Origin of the sequence: Aliarcobacter skirrowii CCUG 10374 (assembly GCF_003544835.1) — a bacterium.
GTDB classification, from domain to species: domain Bacteria; phylum Campylobacterota; class Campylobacteria; order Campylobacterales; family Arcobacteraceae; genus Aliarcobacter; species Aliarcobacter skirrowii.
In genome coordinates this window covers 1245509-1261663 of the sequence record NZ_CP032099.1, presented here as the reverse complement: position 1 = coordinate 1261663, position 16155 = coordinate 1245509, and the positions used below count along the sequence as shown (strand labels likewise).

The window sequence follows — 16155 nt, the reverse complement described above, 5'->3', positions numbered from 1 at the left end:
ATTAGTTTAACTCCTTTAAAGTTGCTTTATATGTAACTCTATCTATTCTTTTTAGATGAACAATAATATCAAGAGCATTTAAGATATATTTCTCTATAGCTCTTTCATTTCCTCCAGCTCCAGCTAATGAAATATTCATAATTAGTGCTTCAATTGATTTATCTACACTATCTGCATGAAGTGTAGCCATACTTCCTCCATGTCCAGTATTTAAAACTCTTAGAAAAGGTAAAGTGTTGTCAATATCTAACTCACCTAAAATAATTCTATCAGGTCTTAATCTAACTGCACTATTTATTAGATGAGCATAAGTTGTTTTTGCTATATCTGTTCCCATTTTACTTTTTAATAACCTTGTTACATTTGGTTGTGGAAGTTCAAGCTCTTTAGCATCTTCAATAGTTAAAATTCTTTCTTCATGTGGTACTAATGATAATATAGAGTTTAAAAAAGTAGTTTTACCACTAGAAGTTCCTCCAGCAATTAAGATATTTTTTTTAGTTAATATTGCATTTTTTAAAATACTTATCTCTTTTTCATCAAACCAAGTTTCAAGAGCATATATATTTGCACTAGCACATCTTATAGCCATAGCAAAATTTGTATCTACAACACTTTTACCCATAATTTGAGTTCTATAGTTGTATATAGGCAAAGTACAAGATAATATGGGATGATATTCACCAAATTTTTGGTTTACAGTTGTTGCTAATTGTTGAGCGAAACCTTCTAAATATTCAAGAGTTAAAGAGTTGTCTTGAATATATTTAAATCCATTTTTTGTTTCTAATATTATTTCTCCTGGCTTGTTGATGATTACTTCAACAAGCCCTTTTGTATTTAAATATTTTTCTAGTGGTTCTAGAGTTCTTTGCATTAAAATATGAGTTTTCATCACGGCACTGCTCTATATCTTGTTGAGTTTGTAATTGTTAGTTTTGTACCATCAATTCTTAAATATTCAGAAATATTTGTAATAGTTTCTAAATTAGTTTGGTAACCATAAGATGAAGTATAACCTGAACCATTCCAACCCGCGTTATAACAACCTAACCCATAAGCACCCATTCCAGTAGGTATAAGATAATGGCTGCTATCATCACCACCCCATTCATAACCACAGCCACTTCTATTGCTAGTTTGATGTATATGTGAAATAGCTTGTTTTAAACTTCTGTCAATGGCATTTCCATTGTAATAGTATGTACCATTAGACAATGTTACATTAGGACTTGTTGCAGAAAATTTACTTCCAATTTTTTCTCCAACGAAAAGTACAGAATAAGCAACAGGTTCGCTATAAAAAAAGTCTTCTCCATTTGGATAAATTTTTTTATTTAAAACCGTATCAATAAATGATATTCTTAATTTTCTAACTGAATGTTTTAATTCATCATTGTGTTCCCAATTTCCAGCTTCTTTAATGTGTGGAAAATTTTTATTATCTCTTACGGCGTTTGTTAGATATTTTCTATCGTGAGTAACTGGGTCTATATAATAATCTCTTACAAGTCTATAAGATTGTCCGTGATTAAAATCGTGTTCATAACCTACAAACTCTTGCTCAACTTTAATTTCATCACTAATTGGACGGCATTCGCTAATATATTCAATAGTGTCATCATATAAATTGATTGCATTTCTCTCAAAAACAATTACTTTTCCAACAGAATTAACTATATCACAAGTTGCTCTTGTGTTGTAGTGATTATAAACAATATTACTATCTCTACATTCACTTACATATTGTCTATCTCCATCTTTCATAAAATAAAATCTTTCTTGTTCATAAGATTTTTTATTTTGAAAATCGTGTCTTTTTTTACACCCTTCATAAGTAGATTTTAGCTCTTGTCTTTCATCTTCATATTTACATCCTTCAACTTCAATCACTTTATCATCTAGCCTAGTTAGGGTTCTATAGTTTTCATATACTTCTTTATTTACATAATCAATTTTATTTTTACAAGCTTGATCATATTCTTTAAATAAAAGTAGCTCAAAAGTATTTTCACTATTTCCACACTCATTTAACCATTTTTTTTGACCGTTTTGAGTGTAAAATGCTCTATGTTGCTCTATACCAATTTTTCTTTTTCTATCAATAACATTAGAACAAGTTTCATTTGTCCATTTGATACTTTCTGTTTTATTTGTTTTTTGACAAGCTCCAATATATTTTCTACCAGTTTCTTGATTTACATAAGGTATTGTTGCAATAGTTACATAACCTTTTTCAAAATCAACAAAAGGTTGACATTGCTCTTCATCATAATAGATTTTTTGCATATCTTTGAAAGGACGACAAAGTCCATTTTCACTAGCAGTTTCTTGATAAGTTCCACCAGTCCAGTCAATAATAGGTTGGCAACCTAAATCACCTTTAAATTGCTCTATAGGAGCAGTTTTATTACTGTTTACACACTGTGTTACATATACAGGTTCACTGTTGTAGTGAAAAAAATATCTTTTCTGTAAGTTTGCTGTTTCATTATCAAGATTTGCTTTCCATTCGCAACCATTATGAGTTTCAACCAAATTGGCAGTTTTATCAGTTTTTTGACAAGGAGTAACTAAAATTTCTACTCCCATAGGCATAGCATAAGTTCTAGTACTTATTCTTGCAATATTTTTATCAAAATCTAATTCTTGAGGGCAACCTTGAGCAGTTGTATATATGCTACTTGACATATTTGTAGGTACACAAGAACCATCAATATATTCAGTAACTGTATATATTCCATTTTCTATTATTGGTGGACATTTACTATATCTTGTTGAACTATCATTATTAGAACCACCACTTGAACCACCCCCACTATTAGAACCACCATTGTTTCCACTATCTGGAATAACTACAGGTGGAGTTGTATTACCTCCTCCACTTGAACCACTTCCAGAGCTACCGCTTCCACCACTTGAACCACCTCCAGAGCTTCCACCACCCCATCCACTAGATGAGTTTCCACTAGAGCTAGAGTCATTTGATTCAGAGCTATTAGCAGAATTATTACCAAAACCACCATCAGCTAAGTTTTCTTCATTACCACTTGTTAAATCTTTAACTGTATCACTAAAAGAGCTATCATTATCCATATTTCTAATTGCATTTGTAAGCTCTTCAGTGTTTCCAACAGCTTTTACAACAGTACCTCCAGCAATAGAAGTTGCTCTTGATGATACTTTTGTTAAAAATGGAGGTACATTTGCACTTTTTTGACCATCTCTTACAGTTGACCATACTATAGTTGTTCTAGTTTCACCATTACTTAGTTTTTCATAGTTAATATTTCCTTGAAAAATTGCTCTTCTAAATTCAGAACTAGCATTATTTCCTAAAGAAGCAAAATTAGCTCTAGCAACTTTTGATTTATTAATAGAAACACTATCAATTAATCTAAGTTGTATAATATTATTGTTTGCATTTGCAAAAACAAAAACTAAAAAAATTAGTACAATAATTTTTTTCATTTTCTATCTCCTTTTTCGTTGTAATATGGACTTGGCAAGACCGTACCACTTGAATTCATAGGAAAATATATGTCATGAACTGGATTTATAAAAATTCTAGTTCCAGCTCTCATTGTTATTCTAGGTTTTACATTTAATTGCTCCTTTAAAATTTGTCCAGAAACTTCAGCAATACCATTTGTATAAGTAGTTGCAGTGTAAGCTTGATTTGGATCACTTGATTGTTTACTAATTGCATACCCAACAGCTGCATTAATAGTTGATAGTAAAATTGATAGACCATATCTTTCTGAAAGCCTTCTATCAATCTCTCCATAACCACCACTTCTTCCCATTGTATCAGCCAATTGTGAATCTTTTAAATTAATATTTACTCCTTCAGGAGTAATTATTCTATCCCATGTAGCTATTAATCTCTCATCTCCTATTCTTTGAAGAGGTAAATATCTCCCAACTGCTTTTGAACCTTTTGGAATTAAAATATCTCTACCATGGAATCCGTAAATATCATCTTCAATTTGTGCTGTTAATTTACCTTCAATATCAGAAACAAGTTCATTTATTAAAAGAGCTGGTATCATTCTATCAGCTGTAATAACTCTATTTAGATATACACTCTCACTAGCTTTATCTGTATCAATTTTATAGTGACCTTCCATTCGTGTAAATCCATAACCTTTTTCATTTTGTGTTAAAGCCATAGTTTTACCACTTTTAAACCTTTGCTTATTGATTTTATCAATTAGTTCTTTGTTTGGATTAGAGATAATTTGATTTTGAACAAATACATCTCTTGGAGGAGGTGGTGGAGGAGGTGGAGCTTTTTTCACCACCTTTTTAACTGGCTTAGGTTTTTCAACTTTAGGAGGAGGTGGAGGCTCTTCTATTTGACTAAAAAAAGATGGATCTATTTCACTATAAACATTTAAATCATCTTCTATTACTTTATTAAAAAAAGCTAATTTGATTATAAATGCAATTATTGCAATAGAAGCTAAAACAACTATTGCAATTAAGATTAATTTCTTTTTATCTAAAGAGTTTTTATTGAAATTTCTAATTTTAGATTTCATTTTAATCTTCTCTTTTTATACAGTGATGAGCTGTTCCACTTCTTAAAGTCCATCTTTTAGATAATGTTTCAGCAATTATAAAATCTCCTTCTATTCTAGAATTAACTGGAGTATCATAATCATCAACTACTCTATATACAACTGGTAGATTTTTAATTTTTCCATTTTGTGATTTAAAATAGAAATATGTGAATTTACCATCATCAAAAACTGTATCAGGCTTTATATCATCACTTCCATTTAATGAGATATATCCAAAATTTGCATTTTGCATTTCTACTTTATTACTTAAAAAATGAGATAACTCTTTTTTATTTTCACTAGATATTTCTAAACTTTCAAAATCAGTTTTAAGTGGTTTAGGAGATGGTATTTTCCCATCTTTGCTTATATAGATTGTAAATATTGGTAAAAATGGACTATCGTGATTGTCAGCTCTTAGGTAGAACTTATAAATTTTTCCACTAGCACCAACAACAATTAAATTTGTATCAGCTCCAGCTGTTTGAGGTCGAACTGTAAATAAATTTTCAGTTTGATAGTTTTTTACAATAATTGGTTTATATTTAAAAACTAAACTATCTCCTAAAGAGTAGCTAATTATTTTTTCACCAGGTGGTAAAACAAACATTGTTTCAACTGCTGTTCTAAGTCGAACTTTATAAGTATTCTCATCTTCATATTTATAAACAGCTACATTTTCGTGCATATTTGATGTGTTAAAAGCTTTTTGAACACTATTTAAAGATGATGGAAACATATCTTGATTTGTATTGTTATCACTTAATGATGTTTCATCTCTAAATGCATATGCAGATTGTATAAGTAATAGTGCAATCATTAAAATTTTTTTCATTTTTTACTTCCTTTGTGCTATAGAATATTCTTCAACTATTAATCCAAGTGGATTAAAATCTTTATCTTCGTAATTTACATCTCTAGTTTTAAAACTCATTTTTAGAGTTGCAACCCAATAACCTTTTGACTGTTTTTGAGAAGTTGTACCAGCCCCATATGTATCATTTGTTTCAAATTCAACTTGTCGTATATTATGACTTAGTTCACTAACTCTTAAAATTTTTATAGCTCTTTTAAAATCATTTTTTGCATAAGGTGATTTTGAATGAGTAAAAATTGCAATCATATCATTCCAAGTTTTTTCATTTGATACAGACTTTATATATTCATATCGAATTTGTTCATCTACTTTATTCCATGTTTCTCTATCAACAACATATTTTTTAACAAAGTAATTAATCAATAAACTATCTGATTGAATATTTTGGTTTGGTTCTATGACTCTTACGAAATTAGAAGTTCCATCTACAAATTCAACAACCTTTACTTTTGTATCTTTTAATGGAAATAGTGAAATAATCACTATTCCTAAAATTAATACAATACCTAATAAGGCAACTATTACTCGCTGTAGAAGAACATTATTAACCATTGCTGCTTTATATGCAACAGGACTTATAAGTTCAATTTCTTTATCCGCCATAGTAATCTTCTTTCTCAGTATCTAATGAATGATTGTTTTTTTGTATAGGAGCTTCTCTACAAGGACTTTTTAAAAGACCATTGCTATCTTTTCCAACACAACCATTTACCACTAAAGCAAGTAATATATAAAACATAATTTTTCTCATTTTTTCTCCTTATTTTTTATTAAACATTTTTAATTGATCTGTAAAAAAACTCTCATCTTCACAGATAAAATTCCAATTTAGTTTTTCAGCTATATAAAAAGAGCAGATAACAAATTCTCTTAGAGTTAAATTTTGAATATCTTTTTGAATATCCTTGAAATACTCTTTTGTTATGTAGCTTAAAGATATTTTCATATGACTGTTTTCACTATCTTTATCTAACTCATTTAATATCTCCTTAGTAAGTTTTGCTTCAATATATGCTTTATGAGCAATTTGATTAATTTTTTTAGCATTTTGTTTGTATTTAAGAGGTATTTTTATTGTATGAGATTTAATAGGATTTTCATTAAGCATATTTAAACTCCTCTTGATTTAGAAAATGCGTTTTTTACATTGATTGCAGTTTCAGCAGCTTTTGCACCTACATTTTTAACTTCATTGTATGTAGAAGATATTGCTTTAGGTGTGTTATATGCTCCTTTTGCTGTTGCCCATCCTTTAGAAACTCCAAATTTACTTACAGCATAAGTACTAGCACCAATTCCAGCAACAGTTGTAAAAAAACCACCAATTCCAGAAGGTTGTCCACCAGTTAAAGCTGCTGCAAATTCAGGTGCTTTCAAATGAAAAAAGATAGCTAATGCTCCAATAAAGTAAGCATTTGCAACAGCAATATTCCAAACACCATTTTTTTCTATATCCATAGCAATTAAATCATTAACTACTGCACTTAAAAATTTTAAGCTTATAGCCATAACAATAGCTGTAAAGATTGGTATTAGAGTATAGTTCATAATAGCTCTTAGCCATGCCCAAAAAATAAATCTAGTTTGTGGCATGATTGCAAAAAATAATGGAATTCCACCAATTACAAAAAATACATATATTGCAAATGTAGAGAATATTATAAGAACCGCAAAAACTAGATACAAAATTCCATATGTTAATTTTAATCCTATAGTGCATGTAGCTAAAGCCCATCCTCTAGCACTAAAAAAACCAGCTTCTTCTTCAAGTTTTTCAAGTTTTCCAAAAAGTAATTCAAAAGTTTTATCCATACTATTAAAAACTTGAGATGGTAAACTACCATCCATAGTTAAAAAAAAGCCTTGTAGTTTAAATGTTTGATTTAAAATAGTGTCCATTATCCAACTTTTATAAACTCCATAACTAAAAACAATTCCAATTATAAAAGTTGCAAGAAGAACTGTAATAAACAGCTCTTTTCCTTTTTCACTTCTTCCAGTTAGAAGTATCCACGAAACAATGATTATATATATAGTTAAAATAACTACAGCTAATGGTTTAAATGCTTCTATAAAGGCTTGATATTTATCATCCATAAAAGCATTTAAAGTTGTTACTATTTGTCCATAAAATTGCTGAAACATCTTAATACCCAAACAAGTAATGTATGTCATATTCATTTGAAATTTTGTTGACATTATCAATTTTAGTTTTTTGATCTTCTAGATATTTCTCTTTTCTTGTTTCATCTTCATCATTTAAAGCATTAATTCTTTTTTGGAAATCTTTATGATTAACTCCATGATATTTTTCTAGTGACATAGCAAAGGCTAAATCATTTTGAAGAGCTATAGATTGTTGTTGCATTATAATCATGTTATATAGAAGCATATTTGTAACTTTTTGCATCTCTATCATAGATGGTTCACTGTCATTAAAAACAGTTTTCATAATGTCATTTACTACTTTATTTGTATGAGATAAGCTCTCCTCTAAAAATTCATATCCAGCTACTATTTTGTAGTGGGCCATTTGTTGAGTGTCGTTTTTTAAACTTTTTCTAAGTTGTTCATCATTTAAATGAAAAAATTTAGCAACATCCATTGTTCCAGTTGTTTCAAAAAATCCATCAATCATTTTTGCCATATCTTCATAAAAGAAACCTCCATCGCCAGAATTTGTAGTAATAGAGTCTTTTTTATATGAACCAATTTGTTTAAAAGTTTCACCAACTTTACCACCAGCTTCACCAAGTTTTTGACCAGCGTTCATAAGTCCCATAAAAGCATCTGTAAATTGCTCTTTAACTGTGTATATCTGTCTTTTTACATCATCAGTAGCTGTTTTAATCCCACCTAGAGTTTCAACTTGTTTTGTCATAAGCTCAACTTGTTTTTGAAATTCTTTTATTTGATCGATGTAGTGTGTATAAGAGATAGGATCTGTCACAACTTGTGCTGCACCAAAAAGATTTGGAATTAGATAAAAGCTAATAATTATAACCGTAGTAAATTTTTTTGCTCTCATTTTAAAAACTCCTTTATCCAATTATTTGGATTACTTTTAATTAAATTTTCTAATCTAATTTTTTCAGTATTAGAAGAGTTAAAGCATTTAAGATGCTCCTCTAAAGTAATTAAATCAACATTTAAAATAACACTCTCACCACCGTTTCGTTTAAAAAGTATTTTTCTATTTTCTCCAGAATTTTTAATCCAATTTATTTCATTATCATTAAGTTGAAAATCTTTTGATAATGTATCTCTATCAGCCAAAGGATCTGGATAAAAGATAAAGTTTGCAAAACTTCCTAAAATAGATTTTCCAATACTATGATTTGTAAGTGCTTGTGGTGTTTGAGAAGCTCCAATAAAAACTCCATCAAGTTTTCTATGCTCTAGTACAGTTTCCTTTACTCTTTTTGCAAAGATATCGCTCTCTAGTAGGTTAGGTAGCTCATCTGCAAATATAAGATGAGGTTTTGGTTCTTCGCCATCTTTTGGTAGAGCTAGTAGTTTTATTCTATAGAAAATATAGTTTAGAATTATTCCTAATAGCTTTGGTTCAGAAATTAAAGTATCCATATCAAAAGTAGTAATTCTACTTGCTTCAAAATCCAAACTATCTTTTTTTGCATTTAGATAATTTCCCCATTTTCCTTTTTTTGTAAATGGAAGTAATAATTTATCCAAAGCAACTTCTTTATCACTCATTGGAGCAAAAGCAGTTATTCCAGAGTCTAAATTCCTTTCACTCTCTTTAGTAAGTCTAGAGTAGATTAAATCTATTGCAGTATCTATATTGTGATTGTTCTCTTCAAGTTCAGCCATATCAGAGATTAAACTACTTAAAAATGTTTTATTCTCTCTTGTACCTGGAAGAGAGAAAGGATTTAAAAATCCATTATCATCTGAAAAAGTTGTATATGTTCCACCATGCGTAAGAGTGAAGATTTTTTGACCTTGAAGTCTATCAAAAGAGATTATTCTTAATTTTTCAAATCTTAAAGCTTGAGACATTAAGAAATTAATCAAAGTAGTTTTACCACTATTTGATGCTCCAAAAATAAGTGTATGACCTAAGGCTTTATCATTTTCTGAATTATGAAAACAAAATCTGTAGATTGTATTTGAACTTGTAAGAAATTGAGTAACATAATTGTTACCCCAAGAACATCTCTCCAGTCCTTCTCCAACTGTAGAAAAATTTGCCAAATCAGAAATATTTTCACTTGTTAAATATCTTTTTCTAACCATTAAATGCTCTAATCCAGCAGTCAAACTCCAAAATAGAGGCTCTATATTTGTTTTTTCTCTTATTGTTCTAAAACCATAAAAGTCAACAAGAGTTGATATCTCTTCAATATTCGCTTCTAATTCTATTAAACTTTTAGCTTTAACTTGTATTGCAAAACCAGTAAAAGCTAAAGATACTTCTTTATTTTGAATTCTTTGAATAATTTCATTAAATTCAATTTCATTATCTTCACTATATCTTAACCAGCTTTGTGCAGTTCTATGTTTATCATCTAAAATAAAAAGAGCTTTTTCACTTGTTAAGTTTTGAAACTGACAATATAATGAAAATTCAAATTGAAATTTCATAAGCTCATCAATCATTTTTTGAGTTGTATTGTCTTCGTAAGATTTAATTCCAATCCAAGCTGAAAATATCCGTTTATTTCCATCAAAAGAGTGATAATTTTTTTCTCTATCAAAAACTAAATCACAACCACCAAGTAAATTTCCAAAAATATCAGAATATTTTTGATGAACTTCTTTTCCATTTAAATAACTTGATATGAATGATATTAAAGAATCACCTTGTAATCTAATAGCCCTATATTCTCTTAATCTATTTTTTATATCTCTACTAGTCTCTTCTAGTATAGATTTTGCTCTAAAGCCTTTGTCTTCTTTGTTGCTATGTAAAAGAGCAAGTTCATTTATCATGCTTGAATTTGTAGTTGTAAGTACAAGATAATGTCTATTTTTAAATGAATGTTGAAATTTTTTATTCCATTTTTCATTTATCTCTTTAGCAACTTTTACATCGCTAAAAGCATAGCTATCTTCAATTGTTTCTCTAATTCTTTTACTATGAATTGTTGCAATTACATTACTAGGAAGATGTTTAAAAGCTTCATTTCTAATACTATGTAGTTGAATAATTTGATTATCATCAAGACCTGTATAATCTTTTCCTAAAATCTCATAAACAACAGCCAAATGACCACTTTTTAATATAAGTGTGTCTTTGTCACCGTTTGGTAACACACCAACAATTTGTAACATATCTTCGATTTTTTGTTCTTTTGGTAAGGGTTTCCACCATTTAAGCAACATATTTTTGACTCTCTTTCAAATGTTTTAATTTTGAAATTAGTATTAATATATAATCTGGATCTTGAATAGAGATAATCTTCATCACAATCCAAAAAATTCCTAAAAACAAAATAGTTATTAAAATTCCAAAAAGAGGATTAAATAAAATCCCCATCAAAGGAAGCAGTGGAGTAACTCCTATAATTAAAACTAGTAGGGCAATTCTAGGAATCCCACCAACACTTTGTGGCTTTACCACTGTTGGATAAAGTACATGTTTCATTTTAAGACAATAGCCAATTCGCCAAAGCTGGAGCTGCTCCAAAAACTATTCCACCAGCAATAATTTTTAGTGCAGTAAATTTGCTAAATGTTCCCATAATAGCACCAATAGAAGCTATCATTACAACTATAGTAATAATTACAATTCCAAGTGTATTTAATCCATTTTGAAGTTCAGTTGCTTTTGAGTTAACTGAACTAAACAAAGCACTATTCGCATATAAATCTGGTGCTATATATAAAAATAAAAATGCAAAAATAAAAAAATATTTATTCATTGTTTTCTCCTTCATCTATAGACTCTTTTTTGTCTAAATATGTAACATCTTCAACAATAATTGAATGTTTGTTTTTATTAGTACCATCTTGAGCAACCCAAGATTGAAAATCCAATTTTCCAACAATTGCAATACGGCTACCTTTATGTAAGTATCTGTTTGCATTTTCTGCTGTTTTTCCAAAAAATGAAATATCTATAAAAATGGTTTTTTCTTTTTCAGTTCCTCTAAATTCATTTATAGCTAATGAACTATTGGCAATTGCCAAACCATCTTTTGAGTATTTCAACTCTAAATCTCTTGTAAGATTTCCTATTAAAATAATTTTGTTCAATTTTTTCTCCTTATATTTGATTTAGTCTTTTTATTGACAAAAAATTCTGCAATTGATCTTTTAGGAAATAAAATTTTATTTCCTAACTCTAAATAATCTAAACCTATATTTTTTTGAATAAGAGAGTGTAAATGACTTCTGCTTATTCCTAAAATTTTAGAAGTTTCTGCAACACTAAGATTTAGTTTATCTCCAAAGCCTAGCTTGTTAATTTCTTCTATGTAATAATTTATATCTTCTTGTATTGGCAATACTTCCTCCTTGTTTTAGTTTATTTATTATGAGGTGGAGACTGGTACATTCATAACTTCTCCTTTATCTTTGATTTTGTGTTTTTCCATAAATGCTAAAGCTCTACTTTGATACTCTTCTAACCACTCTTTAGAAGCTTTTGTATATTGTTTGATTGGTAAGTAATATTTGATTTGTTTATCTGTAACTAAGAAATTATAGATTTGTCCATGTTCTGAAATATATGTGCTAAAGAATAAATCATCTTTTTTCTCAAGCTCTCTAAATGTAAGTATCTGTTTTTTGTATGGAATTGTTTTTTCTTGCTCTTCAATACTAAAGTGAAGTTGAGCTTCTATCTCTTCTTTTTCTTTATTTTTAAGAGCTTCATAATGTTCTTTAGCACCTACAAATTCACCTTTTTTCATAAGATTTATAATTGATTTTTGGTAGCTCTCTTTATTTGCTATTTTCCCATTGAAAATTTGAGATTGAACTTTGTCGCTATTCATAATATGATTTGCAACTTTTTCGACATCTTCACCTGGTATCTCTTCATTTATATTTTCAGCATTTATCATGCTAGAAAGTTGTTGTAATCTTTTTGCAAGACTCTCTTTGCTTATATTTCCTTCTTTTTGAAGTCGCACTAACTCTTCTAGTTGATTTAGTGCTAAATCATTTTGCTCTTCTTCAGTTTGTAACTCTTTTTCATTAAAGAACTCATCATGCTCTTTAAGGTATTGCTCTTTTTTCCACTCTAAATCTAAAATATGATCTGTAGTTTGTTTTCCAGCTTTACCAGTTGTAATAGTTCTTAAAATACCTTTTTCTATTAAAGCTCTTTTAGTAGCTTTAACTGTATTTATTGCATATTTAAGAAGTTTTTCTTTGAATTTCTTTTTCTCTTCTTCTGTTTCCAAAGCTTCATATTTTTCAAGTGTTTTACCCTTTTCAATCAAATCATAACCACAATAAAATGCAATTGTTCGATTTGATGGAAAAGAGTTTTTACTTCTATCTCTCATATCTGCATAAGTTAAAATAGCCGAAACAACTTTGATTTCATTATTTGTTAAATATCTAAAAAACCAAGGTTCTATTTGAACTGGGCGTGTTTTTGGCTTAACTATTTTTAGACTCATTATGCAATAACTCTTACTTTTTCTCTAAATAAATAGTTTGATACTTCTTCTGGATCATAAACTATAATTTTTCTTCCAGTTTCAGAACCACCAGATAGTTGTATAAAAGGAATTTGTCTAGCTCTTCTTTTCTCATCTATCATTCTTTCAGTTAGACCTGTAAGTTTTGAGAGAGTTTTTTTATCGCAAGTGATGGGTTTCATCTTATCAGCCATCAGAAAAAACTGTAAAATTAAGTTAATAGGATTTTCATCTTCTTTTAGCTTTTTTAGTTGTTCTATAAACTCTTTAGTTAGGTTGCTTGTTGAGTATCTTATAATGATTTGATTAATTAAACTTTGCTCAACATTTAAATCTTTTAGCATACTTTTTAAACTATAATTTGTAAAATCACCATTTACAGTATATTTCTCAAAAAGTTTCATTTTATTTCTCTTTTCCTTCATTAGTTGAAGATAGTGTTTTTATAAAATTTAGGACTTTTTCTAAGTCATATCTATATGCTCTTCCTATTTTTGTAAAAGGCATTTGTTTGTCTTTTCTTAATTTATCTACATCATAAGCAGAGATATTTAGCCTCACAGCTAACTCTTCTTTAGTTAGTAATTTTTCATTCATATTAAAGTCCTTTATCAAGATTTGTAAGGTGTTGGATTTTTTGTAGAGCTACAATAAAGCTGTTTAGATTGTTTTGTGATATTTTCATGCTATCTGAAATACCATCTGTAAATTTTCTTATAGTTCCATCTTCGGCTTTGCTATACATTTTAAAGTCAATTCCATTTGTGAAGCAATCACTAATCACAATATAATCAAAATCATTGAGTTGAATTTTTATCTCTACAGCCATTTCAAGCTCTTTTTTCTAAGTCTATAAATATTTTAAAATGTTGCTCAAGTTTTTTTGCGCAATATTTAACTTGAAAGCTCAATCTGCTAAGTTGTGATTTTAGTTCTAAAACTTCGTTTAGTGATAAGTTGTGAAACTCTTTGTAAATATCTTTTTCAAGGTTTAAAAAATCTTTTCGATTTCTTTTGAATCTCTCTAAAAGATACTTTTTTTGGCTATTGTAAGTTTTGCTTTTGTTCATAATAGTTTTCCTAAACATTTATATGAAGTTCAATTGAAAATTTATTGTTGAAGTATCATTAAGTTTACTTTTTTTATTTGATATGCTATAATTACATCGATTTGAACAAAAAAAAGCATTAAAATTTCTCTTGTGAGATGACTACTCACTAGTTAAGAAGTATGAAAGGTAGAGCTTAACGGCTTTACCTTTTTTTTTGCTGGGTGGTTAGCAAGAGTGAACTCTAGGGAATTGGGAATTCTTAATGAAAGGAGTTTTTAATGCAGTTCAAATTGATAGTATTACTTTTAATACTCTTGGTATTCGCTACAAAGTGTTACTAAGATATTAATAAAAGGGGGAATTAGTCACTCCCCTGATACTATCTCTCTTACTATTTAAATACTTCAACAATAAATTTTCAAAGAACTTTTTGTATCTACTAAATAAACTTACAAATAAAAAAGAATCCAAAATATCCTTTTTTTATAGATATTTTGGTATCCTTAAAGATTAAAATGTAAATAAATGTAAGTTTATCTAATAATTGGATAATTATAATCTAATTTTTAGAACTTGTCAATATATTTATCTATTTATTAGATAATTAGGATAAAAATGAAGATAATTATTAGAGATTTAATTGATAGGCTAAAAGATAGTCTTGACATAAAGAATGATTCAGATGTAGCAAAAATGCTTAACATGGCACAAAATACACTTAGTGGTTTAATTAAAAGAAATAGCTTACAATTTGAAACATTTGAAATAGTGCATCAAATAATATTAGAAAATCAATTATCTACTAATTGGATATTATTTGGAATTAAAGAAGATAATTTATCTAACAAATCGATAATTAACTATGAAAAAGAATTAACTGATAATATTAAAAAATTGACACCGAAAAGACAAGAATACTACTATTATAAAATCAAAGCTGATTTAATAGAGGATGAATTAGCTAAATAAAAATTAATTTATTAGGGGGAAATCTTTAGTGGCTAAGAATAAATATTCAAATAGTGGAGTTGAAGGCTCTAGTGGATATGAATTTCAGAAACATTGTGCTTTATATATTTTATTAGAACAGTATAATGATATAAAAGATTCTAAATATTTTATATGTTTAGAGCATTATGAAGATTTTTTATTTGTTTATATGAATAAAGATGAAATAATTAATAAAATTGAAACCTATCAAGCAAAAAAATCAACTAAAAAATGGACTATAAGAAATAAAGATTTTGAAGAAATAATTATAAAAATACTTAATGTAGGAATGGATTTGAGAACAGATGATATTGAAAAATGTGATTCATATTTTCATAATTTACATTTTATTTCAAATCGAGAAATAGATATTTTAAAAGAAGTAGCTAATGAAAGAAGAAAATTAATAAGTTATTCTGAATTAAAAGAAGAAGCCAAAAAAAAGATTAAAAGTTTTATTGAAAATAAACACATAGAAGAGTTAGAGTGTTTAAAATTTAAATATATTCCATTAAGTACTGATGCTAATGGACAAAAAAATCAATTAGTTGGTAAATTTATAGAAGTTTTTAATGATAAAGTAATATCACCACAATCAGCAGTAGAAACTATTTTAAGTTTATTTAGAAAGATAGAGTTAACTTTCAATCAAAATAATAATGTATCAATAAATGATAAAAGCAAGAGAATAGATAATAATCAAATAAATGAAGTTTTAAATATAATTAACACAAAGCAAAAAGCATTTAATTTATGGAGAAGTAAAAAAGATGACATAGTAAGTGCAATGAATATTCCATATAATGAGCAAGAAGAATTTTCACGTTCTTTTAACAATAGTTTTGATTTATTCAAAGATTTAAAACAAGTTGAACATATTAAAATATATAAATTTGTCGAAAATGAGGTACCAAATCTACATTTTTTTCATGATTATGAAGGATTAAAAATTCTTTTAGATAATTTTATTGATAAGGAAAATACTACATTAACACCTGTTCAATTGAAAGCAACAATATATGCAGCTTTTGTTGAACTATTTGTAAAGGAATAAT

21 protein-coding genes are annotated in these 16155 nt (G+C 28.1%); 2 read left to right on the top strand and 19 right to left on the bottom strand.

The window, feature by feature from the left end:
* Position 1 precedes the first annotated feature (1 nt).
* Genes ASKIR_RS06605 through ASKIR_RS06520 form a run of 19 tightly spaced genes read right to left on the bottom strand, consistent with a single transcriptional unit; the run spans position 2 to position 14128 of the window.
* Complete coding sequence (locus ASKIR_RS06605; RefSeq protein ID WP_115588262.1) at positions 2-895, bottom strand: ATPase, T2SS/T4P/T4SS family; 894 nt, start codon at positions 893-895, stop codon at positions 2-4.
* Positions 895-3471 carry a hypothetical protein gene (locus ASKIR_RS06600; RefSeq protein WP_115588263.1) on the bottom strand — a complete coding sequence of 859 codons (2577 nt, stop codon included), beginning with the start codon at positions 3469-3471 and terminating at the stop codon, positions 895-897. The genes ASKIR_RS06605 and ASKIR_RS06600 overlap by 1 nt, the downstream gene beginning before the upstream one ends.
* Entirely contained in the window at positions 3468-4544 is a 1077-nt protein-coding gene (locus ASKIR_RS06595) for a TrbI/VirB10 family protein (RefSeq protein ID WP_115588264.1), read from the bottom strand. Before ASKIR_RS06595 ends, ASKIR_RS06600 begins: the two co-directional genes overlap by 4 nt.
* Before the next feature lies 1 nt (position 4545).
* The gene (locus tag ASKIR_RS06590; protein WP_115588265.1) at positions 4546-5400 is read right to left on the bottom strand and encodes a TrbG/VirB9 family P-type conjugative transfer protein; all 855 of its coding nucleotides are present in this window, start codon (positions 5398-5400) and stop codon (positions 4546-4548) included.
* Positions 5401-5403: 3 nt separating this feature from the next.
* Positions 5404-6045, bottom strand: coding sequence for a VirB8 family type IV secretion system protein (locus tag ASKIR_RS06585; protein ID WP_066351715.1), 642 nt, complete (start codon positions 6043-6045; stop codon positions 5404-5406).
* Positions 6035-6193, bottom strand: a complete 159-nt coding sequence (locus tag ASKIR_RS10280; protein ID WP_164966868.1) for a hypothetical protein — start codon at positions 6191-6193, stop codon at positions 6035-6037. The genes ASKIR_RS06585 and ASKIR_RS10280 overlap by 11 nt, the downstream gene beginning before the upstream one ends.
* 9 nt (positions 6194-6202) lie before the next feature.
* The gene (locus tag ASKIR_RS06580; protein WP_115588266.1) at positions 6203-6550 is read right to left on the bottom strand and encodes a hypothetical protein; all 348 of its coding nucleotides are present in this window, start codon (positions 6548-6550) and stop codon (positions 6203-6205) included.
* A 2-nt stretch (positions 6551-6552) separates the two neighbouring features.
* Positions 6553-7587: a TrbL/VirB6 family protein gene (locus ASKIR_RS06575; RefSeq protein WP_164966867.1), complete on the bottom strand. Its 1035-nt coding sequence runs from the start codon at positions 7585-7587 to the stop codon at positions 6553-6555.
* 1 nt (position 7588) lies between these two features.
* Complete coding sequence (locus ASKIR_RS06570; protein ID WP_115588268.1) at positions 7589-8470, bottom strand: hypothetical protein; 882 nt, start codon at positions 8468-8470, stop codon at positions 7589-7591.
* Positions 8467-10788, bottom strand: coding sequence for a VirB4 family type IV secretion/conjugal transfer ATPase (locus ASKIR_RS06565; protein WP_115588269.1), 2322 nt, complete (start codon positions 10786-10788; stop codon positions 8467-8469). Before ASKIR_RS06565 ends, ASKIR_RS06570 begins: the two co-directional genes overlap by 4 nt.
* Positions 10778-11050 (bottom strand): hypothetical protein, encoded by a 273-nt coding sequence (locus ASKIR_RS06560; protein ID WP_115588270.1) that lies wholly within the window; start codon positions 11048-11050, stop codon positions 10778-10780. Before ASKIR_RS06560 ends, ASKIR_RS06565 begins: the two co-directional genes overlap by 11 nt.
* 1 nt (position 11051) lies before the next feature.
* Positions 11052-11327 carry a TrbC/VirB2 family protein gene (locus ASKIR_RS06555; RefSeq protein ID WP_164966866.1) on the bottom strand — a complete coding sequence of 92 codons (276 nt, stop codon included), beginning with the start codon at positions 11325-11327 and terminating at the stop codon, positions 11052-11054.
* Entirely contained in the window at positions 11320-11661 is a 342-nt protein-coding gene (ssb, locus tag ASKIR_RS06550; protein WP_164966588.1) for a single-stranded DNA-binding protein, read from the bottom strand. The genes ASKIR_RS06555 and ssb overlap by 8 nt, the downstream gene beginning before the upstream one ends.
* Positions 11658-11912 carry a helix-turn-helix domain-containing protein gene (locus ASKIR_RS06545; RefSeq protein ID WP_109065738.1) on the bottom strand — a complete coding sequence of 85 codons (255 nt, stop codon included), beginning with the start codon at positions 11910-11912 and terminating at the stop codon, positions 11658-11660. The genes ssb and ASKIR_RS06545 overlap by 4 nt, the downstream gene beginning before the upstream one ends.
* A 27-nt stretch (positions 11913-11939) precedes the next feature.
* The gene (locus tag ASKIR_RS06540) at positions 11940-13037 is read right to left on the bottom strand and encodes a hypothetical protein (RefSeq protein ID WP_115588272.1); all 1098 of its coding nucleotides are present in this window, start codon (positions 13035-13037) and stop codon (positions 11940-11942) included.
* Complete coding sequence (locus ASKIR_RS06535; protein WP_115588273.1) at positions 13037-13462, bottom strand: hypothetical protein; 426 nt, start codon at positions 13460-13462, stop codon at positions 13037-13039. The genes ASKIR_RS06540 and ASKIR_RS06535 overlap by 1 nt, the downstream gene beginning before the upstream one ends.
* A gap of 1 nt (position 13463) precedes the next feature.
* Positions 13464-13655 carry a helix-turn-helix domain-containing protein gene (locus ASKIR_RS06530; protein ID WP_066247005.1) on the bottom strand — a complete coding sequence of 64 codons (192 nt, stop codon included), beginning with the start codon at positions 13653-13655 and terminating at the stop codon, positions 13464-13466.
* Between the two features lies 1 nt (position 13656).
* Complete coding sequence (locus tag ASKIR_RS06525) at positions 13657-13887, bottom strand: hypothetical protein (protein WP_115588274.1); 231 nt, start codon at positions 13885-13887, stop codon at positions 13657-13659.
* Between the two features lies 1 nt (position 13888).
* On the bottom strand, positions 13889-14128 hold the full coding sequence (locus ASKIR_RS06520) for a hypothetical protein (RefSeq protein WP_115588275.1): 240 nt from the start codon (positions 14126-14128) through the stop codon (positions 13889-13891).
* 597 nt (positions 14129-14725) lie between these two features.
* Here ASKIR_RS06520 and ASKIR_RS06515 point away from each other — a divergent pair.
* Together ASKIR_RS06515 and ASKIR_RS06510 are read left to right on the top strand one after the other, a co-directional pair.
* Positions 14726-15079, top strand: coding sequence for a helix-turn-helix domain-containing protein (locus ASKIR_RS06515; protein WP_115588276.1), 354 nt, complete (start codon positions 14726-14728; stop codon positions 15077-15079).
* Between the two features lie 28 nt (positions 15080-15107).
* Positions 15108-16154, top strand: coding sequence for a dsDNA nuclease domain-containing protein (locus tag ASKIR_RS06510; protein ID WP_164966865.1), 1047 nt, complete (start codon positions 15108-15110; stop codon positions 16152-16154).
* Position 16155: the final 1 nt, after the last annotated feature.

Excerpts from the sequence above, each read along its gene's own strand:
- ASKIR_RS06595 (WP_115588264.1), bottom strand. The coding sequence starts at position 4,544 with ATGAAATCTAAAATTAGAAATTTCAATAAAAACTCTTTAGATAAAAAG.
- ASKIR_RS06555 (WP_164966866.1), bottom strand. The coding sequence starts at position 11,327 with ATGAATAAATATTTTTTTATTTTTGCATTTTTATTTTTATATATAGCA.
- ASKIR_RS06600 (WP_115588263.1), bottom strand. The coding sequence starts at position 3,471 with ATGAAAAAAATTATTGTACTAATTTTTTTAGTTTTTGTTTTTGCAAAT.
- ASKIR_RS06535 (WP_115588273.1), bottom strand. The coding sequence starts at position 13,462 with ATGAAACTTTTTGAGAAATATACTGTAAATGGTGATTTTACAAATTAT.
- ASKIR_RS06585 (WP_066351715.1), bottom strand. The coding sequence starts at position 6,045 with ATGGCGGATAAAGAAATTGAACTTATAAGTCCTGTTGCATATAAAGCA.
- ASKIR_RS10280 (WP_164966868.1), bottom strand. The coding sequence starts at position 6,193 with ATGAGAAAAATTATGTTTTATATATTACTTGCTTTAGTGGTAAATGGT.
- ASKIR_RS06570 (WP_115588268.1), bottom strand. The coding sequence starts at position 8,470 with ATGAGAGCAAAAAAATTTACTACGGTTATAATTATTAGCTTTTATCTA.
- ASKIR_RS06530 (WP_066247005.1), bottom strand. The coding sequence starts at position 13,655 with ATGAATGAAAAATTACTAACTAAAGAAGAGTTAGCTGTGAGGCTAAAT.
- ASKIR_RS06580 (WP_115588266.1), bottom strand. The coding sequence starts at position 6,550 with ATGCTTAATGAAAATCCTATTAAATCTCATACAATAAAAATACCTCTT.
- ASKIR_RS06605 (WP_115588262.1), bottom strand. The coding sequence starts at position 895 with ATGAAAACTCATATTTTAATGCAAAGAACTCTAGAACCACTAGAAAAA.
- ASKIR_RS06515 (WP_115588276.1), top strand. The coding sequence starts at position 14,726 with ATGAAGATAATTATTAGAGATTTAATTGATAGGCTAAAAGATAGTCTT.
- ASKIR_RS06590 (WP_115588265.1), bottom strand. The coding sequence starts at position 5,400 with ATGAAAAAAATTTTAATGATTGCACTATTACTTATACAATCTGCATAT.
- ASKIR_RS06520 (WP_115588275.1), bottom strand. The coding sequence starts at position 14,128 with ATGAACAAAAGCAAAACTTACAATAGCCAAAAAAAGTATCTTTTAGAG.
- ASKIR_RS06540 (WP_115588272.1), bottom strand. The coding sequence starts at position 13,037 with ATGAGTCTAAAAATAGTTAAGCCAAAAACACGCCCAGTTCAAATAGAA.
- ASKIR_RS06565 (WP_115588269.1), bottom strand. The coding sequence starts at position 10,788 with ATGTTGCTTAAATGGTGGAAACCCTTACCAAAAGAACAAAAAATCGAA.
- ASKIR_RS06575 (WP_164966867.1), bottom strand. The coding sequence starts at position 7,587 with ATGTTTCAGCAATTTTATGGACAAATAGTAACAACTTTAAATGCTTTT.
- ASKIR_RS06560 (WP_115588270.1), bottom strand. The coding sequence starts at position 11,050 with ATGAAACATGTACTTTATCCAACAGTGGTAAAGCCACAAAGTGTTGGT.
- ASKIR_RS06525 (WP_115588274.1), bottom strand. The coding sequence starts at position 13,887 with ATGGCTGTAGAGATAAAAATTCAACTCAATGATTTTGATTATATTGTG.